This window comes from Aliivibrio sp. SR45-2, assembly GCF_963890165.1.
Taxonomy (GTDB): domain Bacteria; phylum Pseudomonadota; class Gammaproteobacteria; order Enterobacterales; family Vibrionaceae; genus Aliivibrio; species Aliivibrio salmonicida.
In genome coordinates, this window is sequence record NZ_CAWPRC010000216.1 from 47570 (window position 1) to 67836 (window position 20267).

The 20267-nt window shown below is 40.1% G+C and carries 20 protein-coding genes; 12 read left to right on the forward strand and 8 right to left on the reverse strand.

The window, feature by feature from the left end; all coding sequences use genetic code 11:
- From AACV33_RS20515 to mgtE, 11 genes are all read left to right on the forward strand, one after another.
- On the forward strand, positions 1–975 hold the full coding sequence (locus tag AACV33_RS20515) for a KpsF/GutQ family sugar-phosphate isomerase (RefSeq protein WP_023604073.1): 975 nt from the start codon (positions 1–3) through the stop codon (positions 973–975).
- Positions 975–1532, forward strand: a complete 558-nt coding sequence (kdsC, locus tag AACV33_RS20520) for a 3-deoxy-manno-octulosonate-8-phosphatase KdsC (protein WP_023604072.1) — start codon at positions 975–977, stop codon at positions 1530–1532. Before AACV33_RS20515 ends, kdsC begins: the two co-directional genes overlap by 1 nt.
- Entirely contained in the window at positions 1529–2092 is a 564-nt protein-coding gene (lptC, locus tag AACV33_RS20525; RefSeq protein ID WP_023604071.1) for an LPS export ABC transporter periplasmic protein LptC, read from the forward strand. Before kdsC ends, lptC begins: the two co-directional genes overlap by 4 nt.
- Positions 2073–2573, forward strand: coding sequence for a lipopolysaccharide transport periplasmic protein LptA (gene lptA / locus AACV33_RS20530; RefSeq protein ID WP_017022385.1), 501 nt, complete (start codon positions 2073–2075; stop codon positions 2571–2573). The genes lptC and lptA overlap by 20 nt, the downstream gene beginning before the upstream one ends.
- A gap of 2 nt (positions 2574–2575) precedes the next feature.
- The gene (gene lptB, locus AACV33_RS20535; protein WP_012549311.1) at positions 2576–3301 is read left to right on the forward strand and encodes an LPS export ABC transporter ATP-binding protein; all 726 of its coding nucleotides are present in this window, start codon (positions 2576–2578) and stop codon (positions 3299–3301) included.
- Between the two features lie 68 nt (positions 3302–3369).
- Positions 3370–4797: an RNA polymerase factor sigma-54 gene (locus tag AACV33_RS20540; RefSeq protein ID WP_370527110.1), complete on the forward strand. Its 1428-nt coding sequence runs from the start codon at positions 3370–3372 to the stop codon at positions 4795–4797.
- A gap of 19 nt (positions 4798–4816) precedes the next feature.
- A complete protein-coding gene (gene hpf / locus AACV33_RS20545) occupies positions 4817–5104 on the forward strand; it encodes a ribosome hibernation promoting factor (protein WP_012549309.1) in 288 nt (95 codons plus the stop codon).
- Position 5105: 1 nt separating this feature from the next.
- Complete coding sequence (ptsN, locus tag AACV33_RS20550) at positions 5106–5552, forward strand: PTS IIA-like nitrogen regulatory protein PtsN (protein ID WP_012549308.1); 447 nt, start codon at positions 5106–5108, stop codon at positions 5550–5552.
- Between the two features lie 23 nt (positions 5553–5575).
- Positions 5576–6430 (forward strand): RNase adapter RapZ, encoded by an 855-nt coding sequence (gene rapZ / locus AACV33_RS20555; protein ID WP_012549307.1) that lies wholly within the window; start codon positions 5576–5578, stop codon positions 6428–6430.
- Between the two features lie 2 nt (positions 6431–6432).
- On the forward strand, positions 6433–6711 hold the full coding sequence (locus AACV33_RS20560; protein WP_012549306.1) for an HPr family phosphocarrier protein: 279 nt from the start codon (positions 6433–6435) through the stop codon (positions 6709–6711).
- A gap of 311 nt (positions 6712–7022) precedes the next feature.
- Positions 7023–8378 (forward strand): magnesium transporter, encoded by a 1356-nt coding sequence (mgtE, locus tag AACV33_RS20565; protein ID WP_017022382.1) that lies wholly within the window; start codon positions 7023–7025, stop codon positions 8376–8378.
- A gap of 84 nt (positions 8379–8462) precedes the next feature.
- On the opposite strand, the gene pmbA is transcribed toward mgtE, so the two are convergent.
- Positions 8463–9806, reverse strand: coding sequence for a metalloprotease PmbA (pmbA, locus tag AACV33_RS20570; protein WP_012549304.1), 1344 nt, complete (start codon positions 9804–9806; stop codon positions 8463–8465).
- Between the two features lie 118 nt (positions 9807–9924).
- Here pmbA and yjgA point away from each other — a divergent pair, with 118 nt between their 5' ends.
- Positions 9925–10455, forward strand: a complete 531-nt coding sequence (yjgA, locus tag AACV33_RS20575) for a ribosome biogenesis factor YjgA (protein WP_023604070.1) — start codon at positions 9925–9927, stop codon at positions 10453–10455.
- A 97-nt stretch (positions 10456–10552) separates the two neighbouring features.
- On the opposite strand, the gene tldD is transcribed toward yjgA, so the two are convergent.
- The 7 genes from tldD to mreC form a co-directional block, all read right to left on the reverse strand.
- Positions 10553–11998, reverse strand: coding sequence for a metalloprotease TldD (gene tldD, locus AACV33_RS20580; protein ID WP_182699592.1), 1446 nt, complete (start codon positions 11996–11998; stop codon positions 10553–10555).
- A gap of 111 nt (positions 11999–12109) precedes the next feature.
- Entirely contained in the window at positions 12110–12928 is an 819-nt protein-coding gene (locus AACV33_RS20585) for a carbon-nitrogen hydrolase family protein (RefSeq protein ID WP_023604069.1), read from the reverse strand.
- A 36-nt stretch (positions 12929–12964) separates the two neighbouring features.
- On the reverse strand, positions 12965–16828 hold the full coding sequence (locus AACV33_RS20590) for a YhdP family protein (RefSeq protein ID WP_182699593.1): 3864 nt from the start codon (positions 16826–16828) through the stop codon (positions 12965–12967).
- Between the two features lie 11 nt (positions 16829–16839).
- Positions 16840–18309, reverse strand: coding sequence for a ribonuclease G (gene rng, locus AACV33_RS20595; RefSeq protein ID WP_012549299.1), 1470 nt, complete (start codon positions 18307–18309; stop codon positions 16840–16842).
- A gap of 19 nt (positions 18310–18328) precedes the next feature.
- Entirely contained in the window at positions 18329–18904 is a 576-nt protein-coding gene (locus tag AACV33_RS20600; RefSeq protein ID WP_012549298.1) for a Maf family protein, read from the reverse strand.
- Positions 18905–18913: 9 nt separating this feature from the next.
- Entirely contained in the window at positions 18914–19405 is a 492-nt protein-coding gene (gene mreD / locus AACV33_RS20605; protein ID WP_017022377.1) for a rod shape-determining protein MreD, read from the reverse strand.
- Complete coding sequence (mreC, locus tag AACV33_RS20610) at positions 19395–20252, reverse strand: rod shape-determining protein MreC (RefSeq protein WP_017022376.1); 858 nt, start codon at positions 20250–20252, stop codon at positions 19395–19397. Before mreC ends, mreD begins: the two co-directional genes overlap by 11 nt.
- Positions 20253–20267: the final 15 nt, after the last annotated feature.

A 20267-nucleotide genomic window follows, 5' to 3' on the forward strand; every position in this document is an offset into this window, starting at 1 on the left:
ATGGCAACTCAGTTTGATTTCTGCAAAGCAGGAAAGAATGTTCTTCAAATTGAAATTGATGCACTTACCCAACTGAACAATTACATCAATGATGATTTTACTAAAGCATGTCAATTAATGCTGGAATGCAAACGTAAAGTCGTTGTAATGGGAATGGGGAAATCGGGACACATAGGCAAAAAGATAGCAGCGACATTGGCAAGTACAGGTACTCCCTCTTTCTTTGTGCATCCAGGCGAAGCAAGTCATGGCGATTTAGGCATGATAGAAAAAGGGGATGTCATTTTGGCTATATCAAACTCAGGAGAAGCGGCCGAAATATTAGCGCTTCTGCCTGTCATTAAACGCCAAGGTATTACGTTAATCACCATGACAAGTAAATCAAGCTCAAGCATGGCAAACGTGGCAGATGTAAATCTACTCATCACCGTTCCACAAGAAGCATGCCCGCTTGCTTTGGCTCCAACATCTAGCACAACAGCAACGCTAGTCATGGGGGATGCATTAGCAATGGCTCTTTTAGAAGCTCGTGGATTCACCTCTGATGACTTTGCACTATCTCACCCGGGTGGTGCTCTTGGTCGTAAGTTATTACTTCATCTTGCAGATATCATGCACACAGACGATGAATTACCAATGGTAACGTCAGACGCATTAATTAAAACGGCCTTATTAGAAGTCTCAGAAAAAGGCCTCGGTATGACCGCTATCGTTGATGAAAACCAAAAAGTGATTGGCATCTTTACCGATGGTGATTTACGTCGCCTTCTGGATAATCGCATTGACATTCACACACAAACCATTGGTGAAGTTATGGCTCATACTCCTTCAGTTGCAAGCCCTAATTTATTGGCTGTTGAAGGGCTAAACCTAATGCAAGATAAAAAAATTAATGGCTTATTGCTATGCGATGAAAACAATCGCTTAGTCGGCGCATTGAATATGCATGACCTTCTAAAAGCAGGAGTAATGTAATGCCAACCATGATCGAAACCCTTTATGGTGAAGTGGAAGAATCAATCTTCTCTATCGCTAAAACAATAAAACTGCTCATTTGTGATGTTGATGGTGTCTTTTCTGACGGCCTTGTTTATATGGGCAATGACGGTGAAGAATTAAAAACCTTTCATACTCGCGATGGATATGGTGTTAAATCATTAATGTCCGCGGGTGTTGAAGTTGCAATTATTACAGGACGCAACTCTCAAATTGTAGAAAATAGAATGAGAGCACTTGGTATTTCACTTATCTACCAAGGCCAAGACAATAAATTACAAGCATATGAAGATATTTTAACTAAACTCAACATAGCACCTGAACATACGGGTTACATCGGTGATGATCTGATCGATTGGCCCGTAATGGAAAAGGTGGCACTTAAAGTCTCCGTTGCCGATGGTCATCCCCTACTGGTTAAACGTGCAAACTATGTGACAACAATTAAAGGCGGTCACGGTGCGGTTCGTGAAGTAAGCGACCTTATCTTGGAAGCAAAAGGGGAATTAGAGCAACATAAAGGCTTAAGTATATGACCCTAAGACACCTTTTTATGACCTTATTGTTATTGATCGCAAGTTGGTCAGGCTATTACTTGTATTATGAATACGCAAAAAGCGAACAACAAGTAATTCCTGACCTACAAACGCCTGTTTTTACAGGTAAAAATGTCAGTAATAATAACTATGATGAAAATGGCGTTCGCAATTACCAAATAAATGCAAAAGCACTTGCTCGCTTTGCTCAAACAGGTAACACCGATTTTACCGTACCTCATTTGTTCGTATTTAAAGAAGGCAAAGTAAAAGAATGGGAAATAATTTCAGATGTTGGTGTCCTAAATGAAGATCATACCCTCTATTTAACAGGAAACGTCATTATCAAAAACCTGTTACCTGAAGCTGCCTTTGACACCATGACAACTGACAGCATGACGATCGAACTTACCACAAAAGATTTTATGACAGATGATGTCGTCAATCTGGTTGGCCCAACTTTCGAAACTACTGGTGTAGGAATGAAAGGTAATTTCACTAGCCAACAAACGACCCTATTAGAGAATGTACAAGGTATCTATGAAGCTTTCACACGTTAGTCTACTTGCCGGTTTATTATTCAGTTCTTCAAGTTGGGCATTGAGCACCGATACAGAACAACCGATCCATATTAATTCAGACACTCAAAACTTTGATATGCAAAGTAACAGAGTGACCTTCAACGGTGATGTTACTTTAAAGCAAGGCAGCATTAAGATATTTGCAGATAAACTCATTGTTATACGTCCTCAAGGCCAAGAAGGCAGAGAAATTCTTGAAGCGTATGGAAAACCCGCTCGTTTTAGTCAATTAACCGATGACGGTAAAACACTGAAAGGGAAAGCAAATAAATTACGTTATGAGTTAGAAAATGAATTTCTAACAATGACGGATAATGCAGAACTAACCCAAGACGACAGTGTTATTCAGGGTAAAGTGATTACCTATAATATGAAGACACAAAAGTTAATTGCGGATGGTGGTAAAGACGAACGAGTCACTACTATTCTCCAACCTAGTCAATTAAATAAAAAACAATAATTATGGCCATATTAGAAGCAAAAAACCTCGCAAAAACATACGGCAGCCGTAAAGTCGTTTCTGATGTAAGCCTAACGGTTGAATCAGGGAAAATTGTTGGCCTTCTTGGCCCTAACGGCGCGGGTAAAACAACGTCTTTCTATATGATTGTTGGTCTAGTGTCTCGCGATGAAGGCTCTATCACTATTGATGGTGTCGATATTTCACTTCAACCGATGCATAACCGTTCAAAAATGGGCATTGGCTATTTACCTCAAGAAGCGTCTATTTTTAGAAAACTGTCCGTATTCGATAACATCATGGCAGTGCTTCAAACTCGCAAGGATTTATCTAAAGCAGAACGCTTGGATAAACTTGAGGAGTTATTGGATGAATTTAATATTCAGCACATTCGCAACAGCAACGGTATGGCTCTTTCTGGTGGCGAACGTCGTCGAGTTGAAATCGCTCGTGCATTAGCAGCAAATCCAAAGTTCATTTTACTTGATGAACCTTTTGCCGGTGTTGATCCTATTTCTGTAATCGACATCAAAAAAATCATTCAACATTTAAGAGATCGAGGGTTAGGTGTGTTAATTACAGACCACAACGTTCGTGAAACTCTCGATGTGTGTGAACACGCTTATATCGTAAGCCAAGGTCATATGATTGCAAACGGTACCCCCGAACACGTATTAAATGATGAACATGTAAAACGCGTTTATCTTGGTGATCAATTTAAGTTGTAATGGATTAATAAAGGTATCGCTAAATAATGAAAGCATCTCTTCAGCTAAAAATGGGCCAACAGCTTGCAATGACTCCTCAGTTGCAGCAAGCCATTCGATTATTGCAATTATCGACACTTGACCTGCAGCAAGAGATTCAAGAAGCTCTCGACTCTAACCCTCTTCTTGATGTCGAAGAAGAGCAATTAAGCACGCCTGAAAGTTTACTGTCTCCTGAACCAACACCAGAAAAAGAAACCGCCACAGCAGAACAAGAACCTTCTGTCACTGACAGCAGTGATGTCATTGATAGCAATAATATTTCTGAAGAATTAGAGATGGATGCTAGTTGGGATGATGTTTACAGTGCAAACAGCGGCAGTACTGGATTAGCGATTGATGATGACACCCCATTATACCAAGGTGAAACCACCGAAAGTTTGCAAGATTATTTAATGTGGCAAGCAGAACTAACTCCATTTACGGAAGTCGATCGCGCTATCGCAACCACCATTATTGAGTCATTAGATGAATATGGTTATCTAACCATTAGTTTAGATGACGTACTCGAAAGCATTGGAAATGAAGAAGTCGAGCTCGATGAAGTTGAAGCCGTTCTCAAACGCATTCAACATTTTGACCCTCTCGGCGTCGCTTCTCGAGATCTCGCTGAATGTTTAATGATCCAATTAGCGACCTATCCAGTAGATACTCCTTGGCTACCAGAAACTCAATTAATCTTAACAAAGCATATTAATTTATTAGGTAATCGTGACTACCGACAGTTAGCAAAAGAGACTAAGCTAAAAGAGTGCGATTTAAAACAAGTGATGATGCTTATCCATCAATTGGACCCTCGCCCAGGCAACCGAGTCATCGACACTGATACTGAGTATGTTATTCCTGATGTTTCTGTCTTTAAGCATAATGGAAAATGGGTCGTCACTATAAATCCAGACAGTGTCCCTCGCTTAAAAGTAAATGCTGAATATGCGGCATTAGGAAAAGGCTTAGGCAACAGTCCTGATGGACAATTTATTCGTACGAATTTACAAGAAGCAAAATGGTTAATTAAAAGCTTAGAGAGCAGAAACGAGACTCTGCTCAAAGTTGCACGCTGTATAGTTGAACATCAACAAGATTTCTTCGAGTATGGTGAAGAAGCGATGAAACCAATGGTATTGAATGACATCGCTTTAGACGTTGAAATGCACGAATCCACCATATCGCGCGTAACAACACAAAAATTCATGCATACCCCTCGTGGTATTTTTGAATTGAAATATTTCTTCTCTAGTCATGTTAGTACGGACAGCGGCGGTGAATGCTCATCGACGGCAATCCGGGCACTAGTGAAAAAATTAGTGGCAGCAGAGAATCAAGCCAAGCCACTAAGTGACAGTAAAATTGCGACCTTACTGGCTGAACAAGGCATACAAGTGGCACGACGAACCATTGCTAAATATCGTGAATCACTGGGTATTGCCCCATCAAATCAGCGTAAGCGTTTACTTTAATTAACAGAAAGGAAGTGTTATGCAAATAAACATCACAGGTCAAAACGTCGAACTAACCGATAGCCTTCGTGAGTACGTAGATACTAAATTCCAAAAATTAGAACGTTTTTTTGAACATATTCATAATGTACACGTTGTATTAAAGCTAGAAAAAGTTCACCATGTCGCTGAAGCAACACTTCATGTAAACCAAGGGGACATACACGCTCATTCTGATTCAGAAGATATGTATGCCGCGATTGATGGCTTGGTGGATAAACTTATTCGCCAACTCAATAAACATAAAGAAAAATTAAGTAGTCATTAACATGCAGCTAAGCACCATTCTTTCATTGGATTGTACCAAAAGTGCAGTCCAGTGTACTAGCAAGAAACGCGCACTAGAATTGATCAGTGAAATTGCAGCACCTCAACTGGGTCAAAATCCACAAGCGCTTTTTGAAAGCTTATTAAATCGTGAAAAAATGGGAAGTACAGGCATCGGCAATGGCATTGCTATCCCCCACGGTCGACTTCATAATTGTGATACTGCGGTAGCGGTATTAATCCAATGCCAAGAACCTATAGAGTTCGATTCTATTGATAATCGCCCTGTTGATGTTCTTTTTGCTTTACTTGTTCCTGATGAGCAATGCAAATTACACCTCAAAACACTGTCTAGTGTGGCTGAAAAACTCAATGACAAACAGATCTTACGTCAGCTTCGTCATGCTGAAAGCGATCAAGAGTTGTATCAAATTTTCACATCTGAATAGATTAAAAAGTTAAGGTTATAAACATGAAGCTAATGGTCGTTAGTGGTAATTCAGGCGCCGGTAAATCGGTTGCCCTGCGAGTGTTAGAAGATTTAGGTTATTATTGCGTTGATAATCTACCCGTTGATCTTCTTGCTCAATTTGTTGAATCTATCCAGCACAGTAGTCAGAATGTTGCAGTAAGTGTGGATATCAGAAACTTACCTAAAGACCCTTCATTATTAAAAAACACCTTAACTGAACTCAAAAAATCCCATGATGTCACCGTTATTTTCTTAGATGCTGAAGATAAAGAGCTAATTAAACGTTACAGTGAAACTCGCCGTTTGCACCCCCTCTCTCTCATTGGTGAGCAATGTTCATTAGAACAAGCGGTTGAACTAGAAAAGAGTATTCTTTGCCATTTTAAAGAAGACGCTGATCTCGTATTAGATACGACAAGTAAATCCATTCATGATTTAAGTGAAACACTCCGTTCTCGTATTCTTGGTCGAGAATCAAAAGAATTGGTGATGGTCTTTGAATCATTTGGTTTTAAACACGGCTTACCTACCGATGCAGACTATGTATTTGACGTCCGCTTCTTACCGAACCCACATTGGGAACCGACGTTACGACCAATGACAGGGTTAGATAAGCCCGTTGCAGATTACTTAGAAAAGCACGCTGAAGTCATTCAATTAAAAGAGCAAATACAGCACTTTTTAATGACTTGGTTACCCGCTTTGGAAAAGAATAATCGCAGCTATTTAACCGTCGCAATTGGTTGTACTGGTGGACAACATCGCTCCGTTTACATTACTCAACAACTTGGTGAGTATTTCAAACAGCAAGGCCAGCAAGTTCAAATACGACATAAAACCTTAGAGAGACATTAAGCATGCCTATCTCATCACGTCACCTCCTCATTAAAAACCGCCTCGGATTGCATGCGCGTGCAGCCATTAAATTAGTGGAAATGGCACAAAGTTTTAAGGCAACCATTACGATCACAAATGATGAGAATTTACAGGCAACAGCAGATGGCGTAATGGGACTTCTAATGCTAGATTCAGCTCAAGGTCAATATGTTGATGTCTCAGCGGATGGACCCGATGCAGTACAAGCGCTTAACGCTATTTGCGAACTAATTGAAGCCGGCTTTGATGAAGATGAGTAGATAATACCAATACCATCAACAGTTTGACCTAATCCTCACATAATTCACTTATCGTCCCCTCTAAATTGCGTTACTATTCAGCCCATTATCTAATCTAGATTGTCTATACTCATAATTCGAGTTAACAATCGGTCTTATCCAATAGCCTTAATTCAATGATCTATTTATTACGCAGGGAAACCACCTAAAAGCAAGACAGTGTTGTTTGGTAACTATTTATCCTAGTTACACTATGTCTACGTTGTTATTACGTGATTTAACCAGCAAGAATGTGCAAGTAATTAATATTATTGGAATCCATGGGGGAGAGTATGCAAGAGCTACAAGATTTCGATCAAACCCATCAAACTCTTCAAGAAGTATCTAATGCACTTGATAGTGGGATGTTTGTCCATGTTCGTCGTTTATTACAAGACATGGAACCCGAGGATATTGCCCATTTATTAGAAGCTTCACCGAGGAAGAGCCGTAACGTATTATGGCAACTGACCGATCCTGAAGATTATGGCGAGATCCTCGATGAGCTGTCTGAAGATGTAAAAGACGGCATCGTCTCTAGAATGAATCCTGAGAGCATTGCAGAAGCAACCGAAGGCATGGAGACAGATGATGTCGCTTATGTCCTTCGTAGCTTACCCAACGACCTCTCACGAGAAATATTAAGCCAAATGGACACGGTAGATCGCTTCCGTGTTGAAACTGCCCTATCTTATCCAGAAGATACCGCTGGCGGTATGATGAACACCGATTTCATCACCATTAGAGCGGATGTAGAGATCGACGTAGTTTTACGTTATCTGCGCATGAAAGGCGACCTTCCTGAATCAACCGATGCTTTGTATGTACTTGACGAAGAAAGCCGATTAATTGGCCACCTTTCGTTGACGACATTATTAACCACTCAACAAGACACTTTAGTTAGTGATGTCATGAGTGATGCTGATGAAGCCATTCCTGTAAATACGGATGACGGTGAGGTAGCAAATCTCTTTGAACGTCGTAACTGGGTTTCTGCTCCTGTCGTGGATGAAAATCACTTACTTCTTGGTCGAATCACCATTGATGATGTGGTTGATGTTATTCGTGAAGATGCTGAACACTCAATGATGAGTATGGCGGGTATGGATGATGAAGAAGATACCTTTGCACCCGTTGTAAAATCGGCCCGCCGTCGTAGTGTTTGGTTAGGCATGAACGTACTCGCCGCTTTAGCCGCCGCGTCAGTGTCTAATATGTTTGAAGCCACATTAGCGCAAATGGCCTCCATTGCGGTGTTAATGACCATCGTTCCTTCAATGGGGGGAGTTGCAGGAAATCAAACCGTTGCATTGGTGATCCGTGGTTTAGCCGTTGGTCATATCGGTGACAGTAACCAGAAAGAACTATTAATGAAAGAAGCAGGGATTGGTCTTCTTAATGGTATTTTATGGGCCTCTATCATTGGCGGTATCGTCATGGTTTGGAAAGGTGACATGATGCTTGGCGCGATTATCTCTGCTGCAATGCTCGTTAACCTAACTGTTGCCGGAATTGCAGGCGTAAGTATTCCATTGATCCTAAAGAAAATGAATATCGACCCGGCATTGGCAGGAGGAATGGCACTAACAACCATCACCGATATTATCGGCCTATTTGCTTTTTTAGGCCTCGCCACTATTTTGATGTAATACATAAAAATAACGTATTAAAAAGCGCGCTCTCATAATATGACAGCGCGCTTTTTTTATTCTTTTTATAAAACGATTAAAGTATTACTGACCGGCTATTTTCATCGATTCAATTAGGATTGAACCCGTTTGAATTTGTGAACGTGTTTCTACATCACTACCGACTGCAATAATGTTTTGGTACATTTCTGCTAAGTTGCCCGCAATGGTAATCTCTGACACAGGATATTGGATCTCACCATTCTCAACCCAAAAACCAGCGGCACCACGAGAGTAATCCCCCGTCACCGTATTTACGCCTTGGCCCATAAGCTCAGTAACAAGAAGACCCGTTCCCATTGTTTTGAGCATTTGATCAAAACTTTGGCCTGTTGATTTAACAAACCAGTTATGAATACCACCAGCGTGACCCGTTGGTGTCATATTCAATTTTCGTGCAGCGTAGCTCGTTAGTAAATACGTCGCTAATACGCCATCAGTGATTATTTCACGATCTTGTGTATACAGCCCTTCGCTATCAAATGGACTGCTTGCTAGACCTTTCAATATATGTGGGCGTTCACTCACGTTAAACCAATCTGGTAAGATTTTTTCATTTAACTTATCAAGCATAAACGTTGATTTACGATAAAGGTTTGCTCCGCTAATCGCCATCACAAGATGCCCAATTAAGCCTGTTGCAACATCAGCCGAAAACATGACCGGTACTTTCATCGTATTCAATTTTTGAGCATCTAAACGGCTGACAGTTCGTTCAGCAGCGTCTAAGCCTACTTTTTTCGCATCCCATAAATCATCACGATGACGAGCAACGGTGTAGCTGTAATCTCGCTCCATGTTGCCATTTTTATCAACACCAATGACACTGCAGCTAATACTGTGGCGACTTGATGGATAGCTCGCTAACATGCCATGACTATTACCATAAACCTTAATACCATAATGGCTATCGTAGCTCGCTCCATCACTTTGCTTAATGGATGAATGATAAGCTAAAGCGGCTTCTTCAGCTTCAATTGCCTTTTGTGCGGCATAGTCTGGCTCTGGATCATCAGGATGAAACAAATCTAAATCAGGAATATTTTGCGCCATTAATTCTTTTGGTGCCGGACCTGAAAATGGGTCTTCTGACGTATAATTTGCGATATCAAGCGCAGCTGCTACCGTCTCTTGAATGGCTTTGTCACTTAAATCAGATGTCGATGCGCTGCCTTTTCTATGGCCACGGTAAACCGTAATACCTAATGCGCCATCACGATTAAACTCAACGTTTTCAACCTCTCCCATCAAAGTTGACACACTGATTCCTGTCGTTTTTGTAATCGCAACTTCTGCAGCACTTGCATGCTTAGTTGCCATTTCTAAAGCCTTCGCTACTGCTGCTTCAAGTTCTATTTTTTGATTCATCATTTGGGCTTTTGCATCCATAACATCTGACTGAACATATACATTTTTACTAGAATAACACTCTATGTGATAAATTTGCGCCCAATTATCTATTTATCTTGCTAAAATAGAGAGAATCACCCATTAAAGAATGAAGATCATGGCACGTAAAAATCAAAAAGCTCCTTGGGAAGAAGAAGAAGAGATCATCTGGGTAAGTAGAACCGAGATGAAAAATGACATGGAAGCCATACAAAAATTAGGCGAAGAGCTTGTTGGTTTAAAACCTGCGGTTCTTGCTAAATTTCCATTATCAGAGCTCCTACAAATAGCGATCTTTGATGCACAACGTTTTAGAAACGAAGCAAAACGTCGCCAATTACAATACATTGGCAAACTAATGCGATTAGAAGATCCTGAAGCAATTCAAGCGGCTTTAGATAAAGTGCGTAACAAGCACTCGCAAACAACTATCGCTCTTCAGAAGTTAGAAATCCTACGTGATCGTATGATTGAAACGCCTGATGCAGTGATTGAAGATCTCATGGTGAAATACCCAGAAGCTGATCGCCAACGCTTCCGTCAACTTGCTCGCCAAGCAAAAAAAGAAAAAGAATCGAATAAGCCACCAAAAGCATACCGTGAAATTTTCCAAGTATTAAAAGATTTATATTTAGCAAAAGATCTATAATTCTTCTGATATAAAGAGACAAATAAAAAAGAGCCAAGCATTATTAATGCTTGGCTCTTTTTATATATTTGGATAAACGTAAATTAGCGCACAGAGATTACTCTGTACCACCTACCGTTAATGCATCTAATTTTAGGGTTGGCTGACCAACACCAACGGGAACACTTTGCCCTGCTTTACCACAAACACCAACACCACGATCTAATGATAAATCATTACCGACCATTGATATTTGTTGCATTGCTTCAATACCAGAACCGATTAAAGTTGCCCCTTTCACTGGACGTGTAATCTTACCATCTTCAATTAAGTACGCCTCTGATGCTGAGAATACAAACTTACCAGAGGTAATATCAACCTGACCACCACCGAAATTTGGTGCATAAATGCCTTTTTTAACCGTAGAGATGATCTCTTCTGGTGTATGTTCACCAGACAGCATATACGTGTTTGTCATACGTGGCATCGGCAGATGAGCATATGACTCACGACGGCCATTCCCTGTAGGTGCTACGCCCATTAAACGAGCATTTAACTTATCTTGCATGTAGCCTTTCAATACGCCATTTTCAATCAATGTATTATATTGACCTGGAACCCCTTCATCATCGACATTCAATGAACCTCGGCGATCAAGCATTGTGCCATCATCAACAATCGTACATACCGAAGACGTCACTTTATCACCCAACTTACCAGAAAAGACAGATGAGCCTTTACGGTTAAAATCACCTTCTAAGCCATGGCCAACCGCTTCATGCAATAAAACACCAGGCCAACCTGAACCTAAAACGACAGGCATCATACCAGCAGGAGCCGCTTCTGCATCAAGATTAACAAGTGCTTGACGAATTGCTTCATCTGCAAATTCAAGAGCGATAGATTTACCATCGACTTCAGTAAGGAAATAATCATAGCCATAACGACCACCACCACCAGCACTACCACGTTCACGCTTATCACCACGTTGAACAAGCACACTGATTGATAGGCGAACAAGAGGGCGGATATCAGCCGCGTAAGTACCATCAAGTGCAGCGACAAGCATTTGCTCATATACACCACTAATACTTACAGAGACTTCTTGAATCAACGGTTCTTTTGCTCGGATATAAACATCCACTTCTTGAAGCAATGCGATTTTCTGTTGCTTATCAAGACTATTAAGAGGATTCATTGGAGCATAAAACTGAGGTATAGATTGAGCCGTAAAGGCATTAACTTTACCGCTGCCACCTTGTTGCACAATGCCACGAGCGGCTTTTGCACTTTGTTTCAAGGCGTCTAAATTAATTTGGTCTGAGTACGCAAACCCTGTTTTCTCGCCTGCAACCGCACGAATACCGACACCACGGTCAATATTAAACGAACCATCTTTAATGATACTGTCTTCAAGAACTAAAGATTCATGCCAACATGACTGAAAATAAATATCAGCGTAATCAACATCTCTTTTAGCAATGCTACTTAACGTTTGAGACAGTTCTTGTTGACCGATCCCAGCTTGATTCAATAAAGATTGTTCTACTTCTTGCAAACTCATTCGGTGTACTCTTTTTTAGAATTTATCATCTAAAAGTAATTATGAATAAAAAAGAGCGTGTTTTATAGTTAAACCGCTCTTTTACTCAATAAAACTCTTAATCAATTAGCTTCATTGAATGTTACAAGCTAATCTTGCGTGTTGTGCTACTGGCATTTTTTTTCGTATTGCAGTCGTTTGATTTTTATCTATTTCAGCAGCAATAACTCCCGTCCCCTCTCGTTGAGTGACGACTTTATTGCCCCATGGATCAACTACCATAGAGTGCCCCCAAGTCTCTCGACCTGAACCATGACTTCCCCACTGTCCAGCGGCCAATAACCAACATTGGTTCTCAATGGCTCGCGAACGTAGCAGTATATCCCAATGCGCATAGCCTGTAACTTTTGTGAAAGCCGCAGGAACAATCAGTATTTCCGCACCTTGTTGACGTAATTCACTGTAAAGTTGTGGAAACCTTACGTCATAGCAAATAGACAAACCAATCTTTCCAATGGGCGTATCAACCACTTTAATCTCACTGCCCGCGGTAAAAGTATCGGATTCTCTGTAACTTTGATGCCCATCTTCTACATCGACATCAAACATATGCAATTTATGGTAATGCTCAACAAGATCCCCATCATGATTAAAAACAAGGCAAGTGCTTGATAACGATCCATCAGCATTTCGAATAGGAAATGATCCGATAATCAACCATAAGTGATAATGCTTTGCTAATTTGGCCAACTTCTCTTGCAGAGGTCCCTTCCCTAGCGGCTCTGCGTGCTTTTCATAATCTTCTTTTTGACCAAAGACAAGGGTATTTTCAGGCGTTAGCGCAAGCTTAGCCCCTTGTTGATGTAACCCTTTTAGATTGAGTTTCAGTTGCTTCATATTTGCTTCAGGATCCGCACCTGAATTCATTTGAATAATACCGACTTTACTCATCGTTAACGTCCTTATTTTTGGCTCTATTTACATTAATTATTGATTTGACTCAGGAAGCTTATATTCACCTTGGCTTCGAGATAATTCTTTAACCGTAGGGGCATCTAAAGGCCCTTCCACTTTATAGTTCACTTGAGTAATAACATCAATAACCGGTGAAATAGCGGTGGCGACCGCAAGTACAATAATAGCCGTTTGTGGCGCAACCGCAAATGCCGTGATAATAGGAATACCCGAGGTTAGATCCGGCGTAAAGTTAACTTCTGCATCAACTAAACGAGTATTCAAATCCGCTTTGCCTTTTATCTTCATTTCACCAGCAACCGCATCCATCACTAAATTATTACTAACAAAGACGCCTTTACGCATTTCTCCACTGCCAGTTATCGAGTTAAATGCCATCCCATCATCAAAAACATCTCTAAAATCGAGTTTCATTTTACGAATAATAGAATCCATACTAAATAAACCAAGAAAACGAGCAGCCCCCTTCACATCGGTAATAACACCTTCATCCAAGGTAGACGCAAGATCACCCGCTAAAGTATTTGTCTTAATTCGCCAAGGCGCACCATCCCAATTCAGGTTAGCCGACATTGTATAGGTCGCGTTTTGAATGCCAGTACTGATACCAAAGCGTGCTAATAATTCAGAGTTATCATCACCCGAGGCGTTTGCTGAAAAAGACGATTTACTGCTCTCTTTATTTAATTTCCAATCACCAGTCATTGAAAACTTATTCTTTCCACTGACAATTTTTAGCGTATCTAAATAAAAAGTATCGTTCTTTTTATGCAGCTTTGTTTCAACTTTACCCAGTTTATACCCTTGAACCCAAGTATCTTTAATTGTTAACTCTAAGTTGGGCATTAATTTAAAGAATTCACGATCAAAAGAAGAGATCAATGGATCTTTTGCTTTTGCGTAATTAAGCCCTCCTTCGCTATCAACATCATCTAAGCTGGGAATGAAAACATGTAGATTATCGAGTTGCACAGCCAGTGCTTCGTTATTCTTCCATGTTGCTTTACCATCAACTTCTTGGCTTTCAACCTGAAAATACCAACCTTGTGATTTTTTACGAATATCAGCATTTACATCATTCCAATCTATACTCACCAAACGCAACGATTTAATATCGGTATCAATCCGTGTTGGCATTGGAATAACAGGAAAACTACTCGCTTTACTTTTTGAACCAGAGCTTGGTTTTTCTTTACTTTGAATAGGCTCTTCAATCCAAGCATCCGCATCTAAGTTCTTCGTATTTAATGACGCAGAGTGACCGACAATTGGACTGACTTTAAAGTTTCCACGCCCAACAATAAGATGACTCGCATCAATCACTGGCGTTTCTTTATCAATGCTAATCTCAGCTTGGTACTTTGCATCAGGAAAGATTAAGCGTCCAGATAACCGTTCAGCATTACCCGAGACCTGTAATACCGCTTTATCCGTTGACCCTTTCTCTAATGCAAGAGGGTATGGAAGCGTTGATTGAATATCGTTAAGAGCCGCATCCATCCCGATTTGATAAGTAAACCCAACATCCGCCATCTGTAAATTGATAGAGGTATCCCAGACTGATGTACCTTTAACTTTATCGATTAACGGCGAATCAATGTATTCCCTTAAAGGATCAATATTCCATTTTCCTTTAACATCAATGTTCACCCCATAAAAATCGGATTGAGCTTCACCATTAAATGACAATGAGATCGGTTGACCGAGTAAAGAAGCTTTGATCCCCTTTGCTTTAACGACATCATTATCAAATTCAATACGACCTTTTGCATTCGTAAGTTCGATATTAGGCGATTGCAATTCAATATGATTATTCGCTAAATCGGCATAGCCCCACGCTCTAACATCTTCACTATTAAATGGGATATCTAACCGTAATAATGCATCCACTCTATTATCAATTTGAATGCTATTAAGTGCCGCCCCCACAGAATCAACCAGTGGCGTTGCAGTCATGTATTCACGAACCGCTTTACCAGAGCCATTAGCTCTTGCTCTAATCGTTAACTTACCGTCCTCTGCTAAGTTAGCAATCTGTCCCGTCACTCGGGTTGCATGCACATCCATTAGGTCTGCAGAATGTGAACTTAAGAACATCGATGCATTTTGAAACATCAAATCCAATTGCAAATTAGTTAATGGAGGCCAAGCAGTATCAAACGAAAACTTAGCGTCTTTAAGACCTACTTTAATTTGAAAAATACCGTCATATTTTGTATATGGAAAATCACCTAACTCCCCATACCATAGTAATTGTACCGTCTTAGCACTTCCTCCTTGAACAGCAGAGGAAAGGTAATCGGTAAGGTCTTGACCTAATGCGAGTGTTGGTAGATAACGCCAAGTTTGATCTGCATTAAACGCATCAGCTTCTGCATAAAAAGACAACACTGAAGGCTTATCTTTAGGGAAGTCTAATCGGAACTCACCTTTGGCTTGAAGGTCAGGAGTTGATACATCAATATAATCAGACCATAAACGCCAGCCTTCATCATTAACCTTCCAATAAGCGGTTACCTTTGCGTTTTCAATATTCAAAGGTGCTTGAAATACATCACCATAAGGCAGCGTATCGTCAACCAAAGAAAGCTCGGCTTTGCCTTTTGTTTCATCGCCCGCAACAAGAATATCTAATTTATGAAAACCAGGCAGTAATTCCCACTGATTCATTCCGGCAGCATGTATGGATGCCGAATAATTGAGTCCCGTTGTCGCATCGTACTCAACTCGAATATCATCGATATCCCCTTTAGGGTTAAGAGTACCAAGTAAATTCGTGATTTCATCTTGAGATGCTGGCAATAATGTTTTGAGTCCAAGCGCATTTTCAAGATCAATATGACCTAAATTAAGTATCCATTTAGACGGTTGCCAAACAAAATTCCCAGTAAGCTCTGGCCATTCATCGTCTTCATGTTTAATTTGAATACCTGATGAAATGACTTTCCAACCTTCTTTTTCTGGTTGAAGCTCAAACACTCCACTTTCGATACTCAATTTATGAATCGTTTTGTCTTCTTCCCAGTTAATATAAGAAGGAGCCGCTTCAACTAACGCATCAATGGGCTGTCCATTTTTAAACGATAGCCAAGCATTAACGGATACCTCACCTTCAGTAACCCCATATTCTTGCTGAATATTGTCTTTTATCCATGGCGTAATTTGGATATTTTGGGCTTCAACATAAAAATCACCATCTAAACTTTTGAAAGTCCCTTTCTCTTTAAAGTTTGCGATCACTTTCAATTGGTTAATTTCACTGCCTAAAACACTCACAACACCTTCAGCAAGGTGTTTTCTGCTTTCATTCCGCCATTGTAACGAATCAATTAAGATCGTTTTTTCATTGCCATTTAATGCAGTGAACGTAACGTGAGAATTTTTTATCGAGAAATGGTTCAACCGGACTAAAAAGAGATCTTCTAAACGTTTAGAAAGTGAGTCTTCTGTATTTTTATCGTCAACTTCTAATTTTTTTTCTTCTGATTTATCCTTACCTAATGAGGTCAAATCTGCGGTTAATTTATCGATTCGAAGATCAGCAAATTGAGGCTGTTGGGCCCAAAGAGAGGAAAGAATATTCAGTTGAATTTCAACAGAACCAACAGAGATGATTTCATCCCCAGTATTTGGATCGGTTGCTGTTAATTTAGTCAGATTTAAGGATGGATTAGTATTTCGCCAGCGCCCTTTTACTTCACCAATTGAGATTGAGAAACCAGTAGATTGAGAAAGTAACTGTTCAATTTCTGGTTGGTATTTATTTAAGGTAGGTAATAAAAGGCGTAGGCTTGTTATGACTAATGCTGCCAGTAAAAATACCAGCAGCAATAATCCCATCAAGCAACGTTCAGTACGAATTAACTTAGTGGTCACTTATCATTCTCTTACATCATAACAACATCAAATTGCTCTTGAATATAAAGTGGTTCAGCTTGGATTTTCACTTGCTTACCAATAAATAATTCAAGCTCTGCCAATGCATGAGATTCTTCACCTTGAAGTGCATCAGCAACAGCAACAGCAGCATATACGACAAATTTATCAGAATCGTACGCTCTATTTACTCGAGTAATTTCACGTAAAATCTCGTAACAAACGCTCTCAACCGTTTTAACTGCACCGCGGCCTTCACACGTAGGACATTGACCACATAAAACATGCTCAATACTTTCACGCGTACGTTTACGAGTCATCTCAACTAAACCCAATTGGGTAAAACCATTAATGTTCGTTTTAACTCGGTCTTTATCTAACGCAGCGCCTAATACTTGCAGCACTCGGCGACGATGTTCTTCACTCATCATATCGATAAAATCAATGATGATGATCCCACCAAGATTACGTAAACGAAGCTGTCGAGCAATGGCTTGAGTTGCTTCAATATTCGTGTTGAAAATCGTTTCTTCTAAATTACGACGCCCAACAAAGGCCCCCGTATTTATATCAACCGTTGTCATCGCTTCTGTTTGATCTATGATCAAATAGCCGCCAGATTTCAACTCGACCTTACGATCTAAAGCGCGTTGAATTTCGTTCTCTGTTTCATACATATCAAAAATCGGTTTATCACCAGAGTAATATTCCAATTTTTTCGTTAATTCAGGAACAAATTCAGTTGTAAATTCTTTTAATTTTTCAAAGGCTTGCTTTGAATCGACACGAATTAAATCTAACTCGGTACCGACAAAATCACGTAAGATACGTTGATCTAATCCAAGCTCACCATAAAGCATTGATTTTGTTTTGCTCTTTTTACGACGCTCAATGACCTTATGCCACAAACGTTTTAAAAAAGCAGCATCTTGGGAAATCTCCGCTTCTTTCGCGCCTTCTGCCGCAGTACGAATAATAAAACCGCCAAACTCATCGCAGTAATCAGAAACCGTATTCTTTAAACGATTACGTTCTTTTTCACTTTCAATTCGTTGAGAGACACCAACATGACTCGCTCCTGGCATAAAGACCAAGTAACGCGAAGGAAGAGTAATATCCGTAGTTAGACGAGCACCTTTTGTTCCAAGTGGATCTTTTACCACTTGAACCACTAAATCTTGACCTTGATGTACTAACTGAGAAATATCTCGTACCTGAAACTGACGCTTTTCATTCTCAGAAACGCATTCAGTATGAGGCACAATGTCTGAAGCATGCAAAAATGCCGCTTTATCCAAGCCAATATCAATAAACGCTGCTTGCATCCCCGGTAATACTCGGCTTACTCTGCCTTTGTATATATTACCCACAATACCGCGTCTTGCTTCTCTTTCTACATGTATCTCTTGAAGCACACCGGCTTCAATCATCGCAACTCGAGTTTCACTCGGGGTTACGTTTATTAACAACTCTGTACTCATTGGAGCACCTCACTAATTTTTACAAAAATTGGTGTAAGAGCTGATCGGTTTCCATCAATGGCAATCCCATGACAGCGTGATAGCTGCCATCAATACGTGAGACAAATCGCCCACCACTACCTTGAATGCCATACGAACCTGCTTTATCACAAGGCTCTCCACTCTCCCAATACGTTTTAATTTCTTGTTCTGAGAGTGTTTTAAACCACACCTGAGTAATTACTGTTTTGGTTCTTGTTTTTTCAGGAGTCATAAGGGTGACAGCAGTCATAACTTGATGTTGACGACCAGACAGTGCCAAGAGCATTCTCTTAGCATCTTCAAAATCTGTTGGTTTTTCTAAAATAACACCATCGATTACAACAATAGTATCAGAGCCCAATACTGGGACAATTGTATTTTTATTTTGTTCGACTACACGCAAACCCGCTTGAGCTTTATCTTTAGATAATCGTTCAACATATTCTAAAGGGGATTCATGAGACTGATGCTGTTCTTCAACGTCAACGGTAACTATCTCAAATTGATACCCTAACTGTTGCAGCAATTCCTTTCTACGTGGAGAACCCGATGCTAAAAATAATTGATTCGACATTTTACTTCCTTATCGAATAGACCAATGACGGCGAACTCTACGCATCAATAAAAATAACCAAGGCCACAAAATAAAGTTTAACACGCCCGCCCATAAAAAATGTGCGTTGAATGACACATCATGAACTAAAAATTCGCCTAAAAATTCTAAGAGTTTACCCAGTAACGTTAATGCAGAGAAGATTGCAGCTTGTTGCCAAAGAGCAAGGTTTCTCAACAACTTAAAATTCGCAGCAACCAGATAGACTAAAATCGCCATCGTCATTCCACGGATACCAAGCGTTGTGCCAAGTAATAGATCCCATAAGATCCCAAGTATCATGGCTGTACCAACATTAACCCGATGAGGCAATGCTAATACCCAATAGAAAGTCACTAATATGATCCAAGAAGGTCGTAATACTTCTAATGTTCCAGGCCAAGGTGCCGCCTGTAATATTAATGCGATCAAAAAAGAGAGCCAAATAATGACTCTTCCACGCATAAGATGACTACTCGTCATTAGTCACTTCCTTTATCTTACCTTCAATTTCTGTAGGCCATACGAGTAATAAATATCTTAATTTATCAAATTCAACCGCAGTTTCTAATTCTATCGATGCAAAAGGGCGTTTATTATCATTATCTATACTAGAAATGTAACCGACAGGATACCCTTCAGGATATCGCCCACCTAAACCAGAACTCACCAATAAATCACCAATTTCAATATCAGTATTTGTTGGTATATGCTCAAGTTGCATTAAATTTAAATTGCCTTTTCCTGATGCAATAACACGAATATCATTTCGAACTACTTGTACAGGAATCGCATTATTAGGATCGGTTAACAACAGCACGCGACTATTATGTGCACCTACGTAGTTAATTTGCCCAACAATACCTTTATCACTAATAACTGGCTGCCCTTCGTAGACACCGTCAACTTGGCCTTTATCTATCATTACTTGGTGGGTATAGGGTGCAGAATCCACAGCCATTACCTCTGTCACCAACTTTTTTTCATCACGAATAAAAGGGGAACCAAGTAAATCACGTAATCGACTATTTTCTTGCTTTAATTGCTCCAACAACAATAAATTGCTGTTTTGTATAAACATATCTTGTTTGAGTTTCTGATTTTCAAACATGAGTGCATTACGGCTATTGAAACGCTCATACATGCCATCAAACATAGTACGAGGCAGATTCGCCGCATAATGAATTGGAGAAACAAAACTATTTAATAGGTAACGTATGTCAGAAAAGGCATTTAAACGACTATCGGCTAACATAAGGCTAGCCGATACCATTACAGCAATAAACAGGCGAAGCTGTAGAGAGGGACCTCTACCAAAGATTGGAGTCATATCCACTCACCCGTT

Bases quoted from the DNA above. Each gene is read 5' to 3' on its own strand.
- mreC (WP_017022376.1), bottom strand. From the start codon at position 20,252: ATGACTCCAATCTTTGGTAGAGGTCCCTCTCTACAGCTTCGCCTGTTT.
- ptsN (WP_012549308.1), top strand. From the start codon at position 5,106: ATGCAGCTAAGCACCATTCTTTCATTGGATTGTACCAAAAGTGCAGTC.
- tldD (WP_182699592.1), bottom strand. From the start codon at position 11,998: ATGAGTTTGCAAGAAGTAGAACAATCTTTATTGAATCAAGCTGGGATC.
- AACV33_RS20540 (WP_370527110.1), top strand. From the start codon at position 3,370: ATGACTCCTCAGTTGCAGCAAGCCATTCGATTATTGCAATTATCGACA.
- AACV33_RS20600 (WP_012549298.1), bottom strand. From the start codon at position 18,904: ATGTCGAATCAATTATTTTTAGCATCGGGTTCTCCACGTAGAAAGGAA.
- mgtE (WP_017022382.1), top strand. From the start codon at position 7,023: ATGCAAGAGCTACAAGATTTCGATCAAACCCATCAAACTCTTCAAGAA.
- rapZ (WP_012549307.1), top strand. From the start codon at position 5,576: ATGAAGCTAATGGTCGTTAGTGGTAATTCAGGCGCCGGTAAATCGGTT.
- lptC (WP_023604071.1), top strand. From the start codon at position 1,529: ATGACCCTAAGACACCTTTTTATGACCTTATTGTTATTGATCGCAAGT.
- AACV33_RS20515 (WP_023604073.1), top strand. From the start codon at position 1: ATGGCAACTCAGTTTGATTTCTGCAAAGCAGGAAAGAATGTTCTTCAA.
- lptA (WP_017022385.1), top strand. From the start codon at position 2,073: ATGAAGCTTTCACACGTTAGTCTACTTGCCGGTTTATTATTCAGTTCT.
- rng (WP_012549299.1), bottom strand. From the start codon at position 18,309: ATGAGTACAGAGTTGTTAATAAACGTAACCCCGAGTGAAACTCGAGTT.
- yjgA (WP_023604070.1), top strand. From the start codon at position 9,925: ATGGCACGTAAAAATCAAAAAGCTCCTTGGGAAGAAGAAGAAGAGATC.
- pmbA (WP_012549304.1), bottom strand. From the start codon at position 9,806: ATGGATGCAAAAGCCCAAATGATGAATCAAAAAATAGAACTTGAAGCA.
- mreD (WP_017022377.1), bottom strand. From the start codon at position 19,405: ATGACGAGTAGTCATCTTATGCGTGGAAGAGTCATTATTTGGCTCTCT.
- AACV33_RS20560 (WP_012549306.1), top strand. From the start codon at position 6,433: ATGCCTATCTCATCACGTCACCTCCTCATTAAAAACCGCCTCGGATTG.
- kdsC (WP_023604072.1), top strand. From the start codon at position 975: ATGCCAACCATGATCGAAACCCTTTATGGTGAAGTGGAAGAATCAATC.
- hpf (WP_012549309.1), top strand. From the start codon at position 4,817: ATGCAAATAAACATCACAGGTCAAAACGTCGAACTAACCGATAGCCTT.
- AACV33_RS20585 (WP_023604069.1), bottom strand. From the start codon at position 12,928: ATGAGTAAAGTCGGTATTATTCAAATGAATTCAGGTGCGGATCCTGAA.
- lptB (WP_012549311.1), top strand. From the start codon at position 2,576: ATGGCCATATTAGAAGCAAAAAACCTCGCAAAAACATACGGCAGCCGT.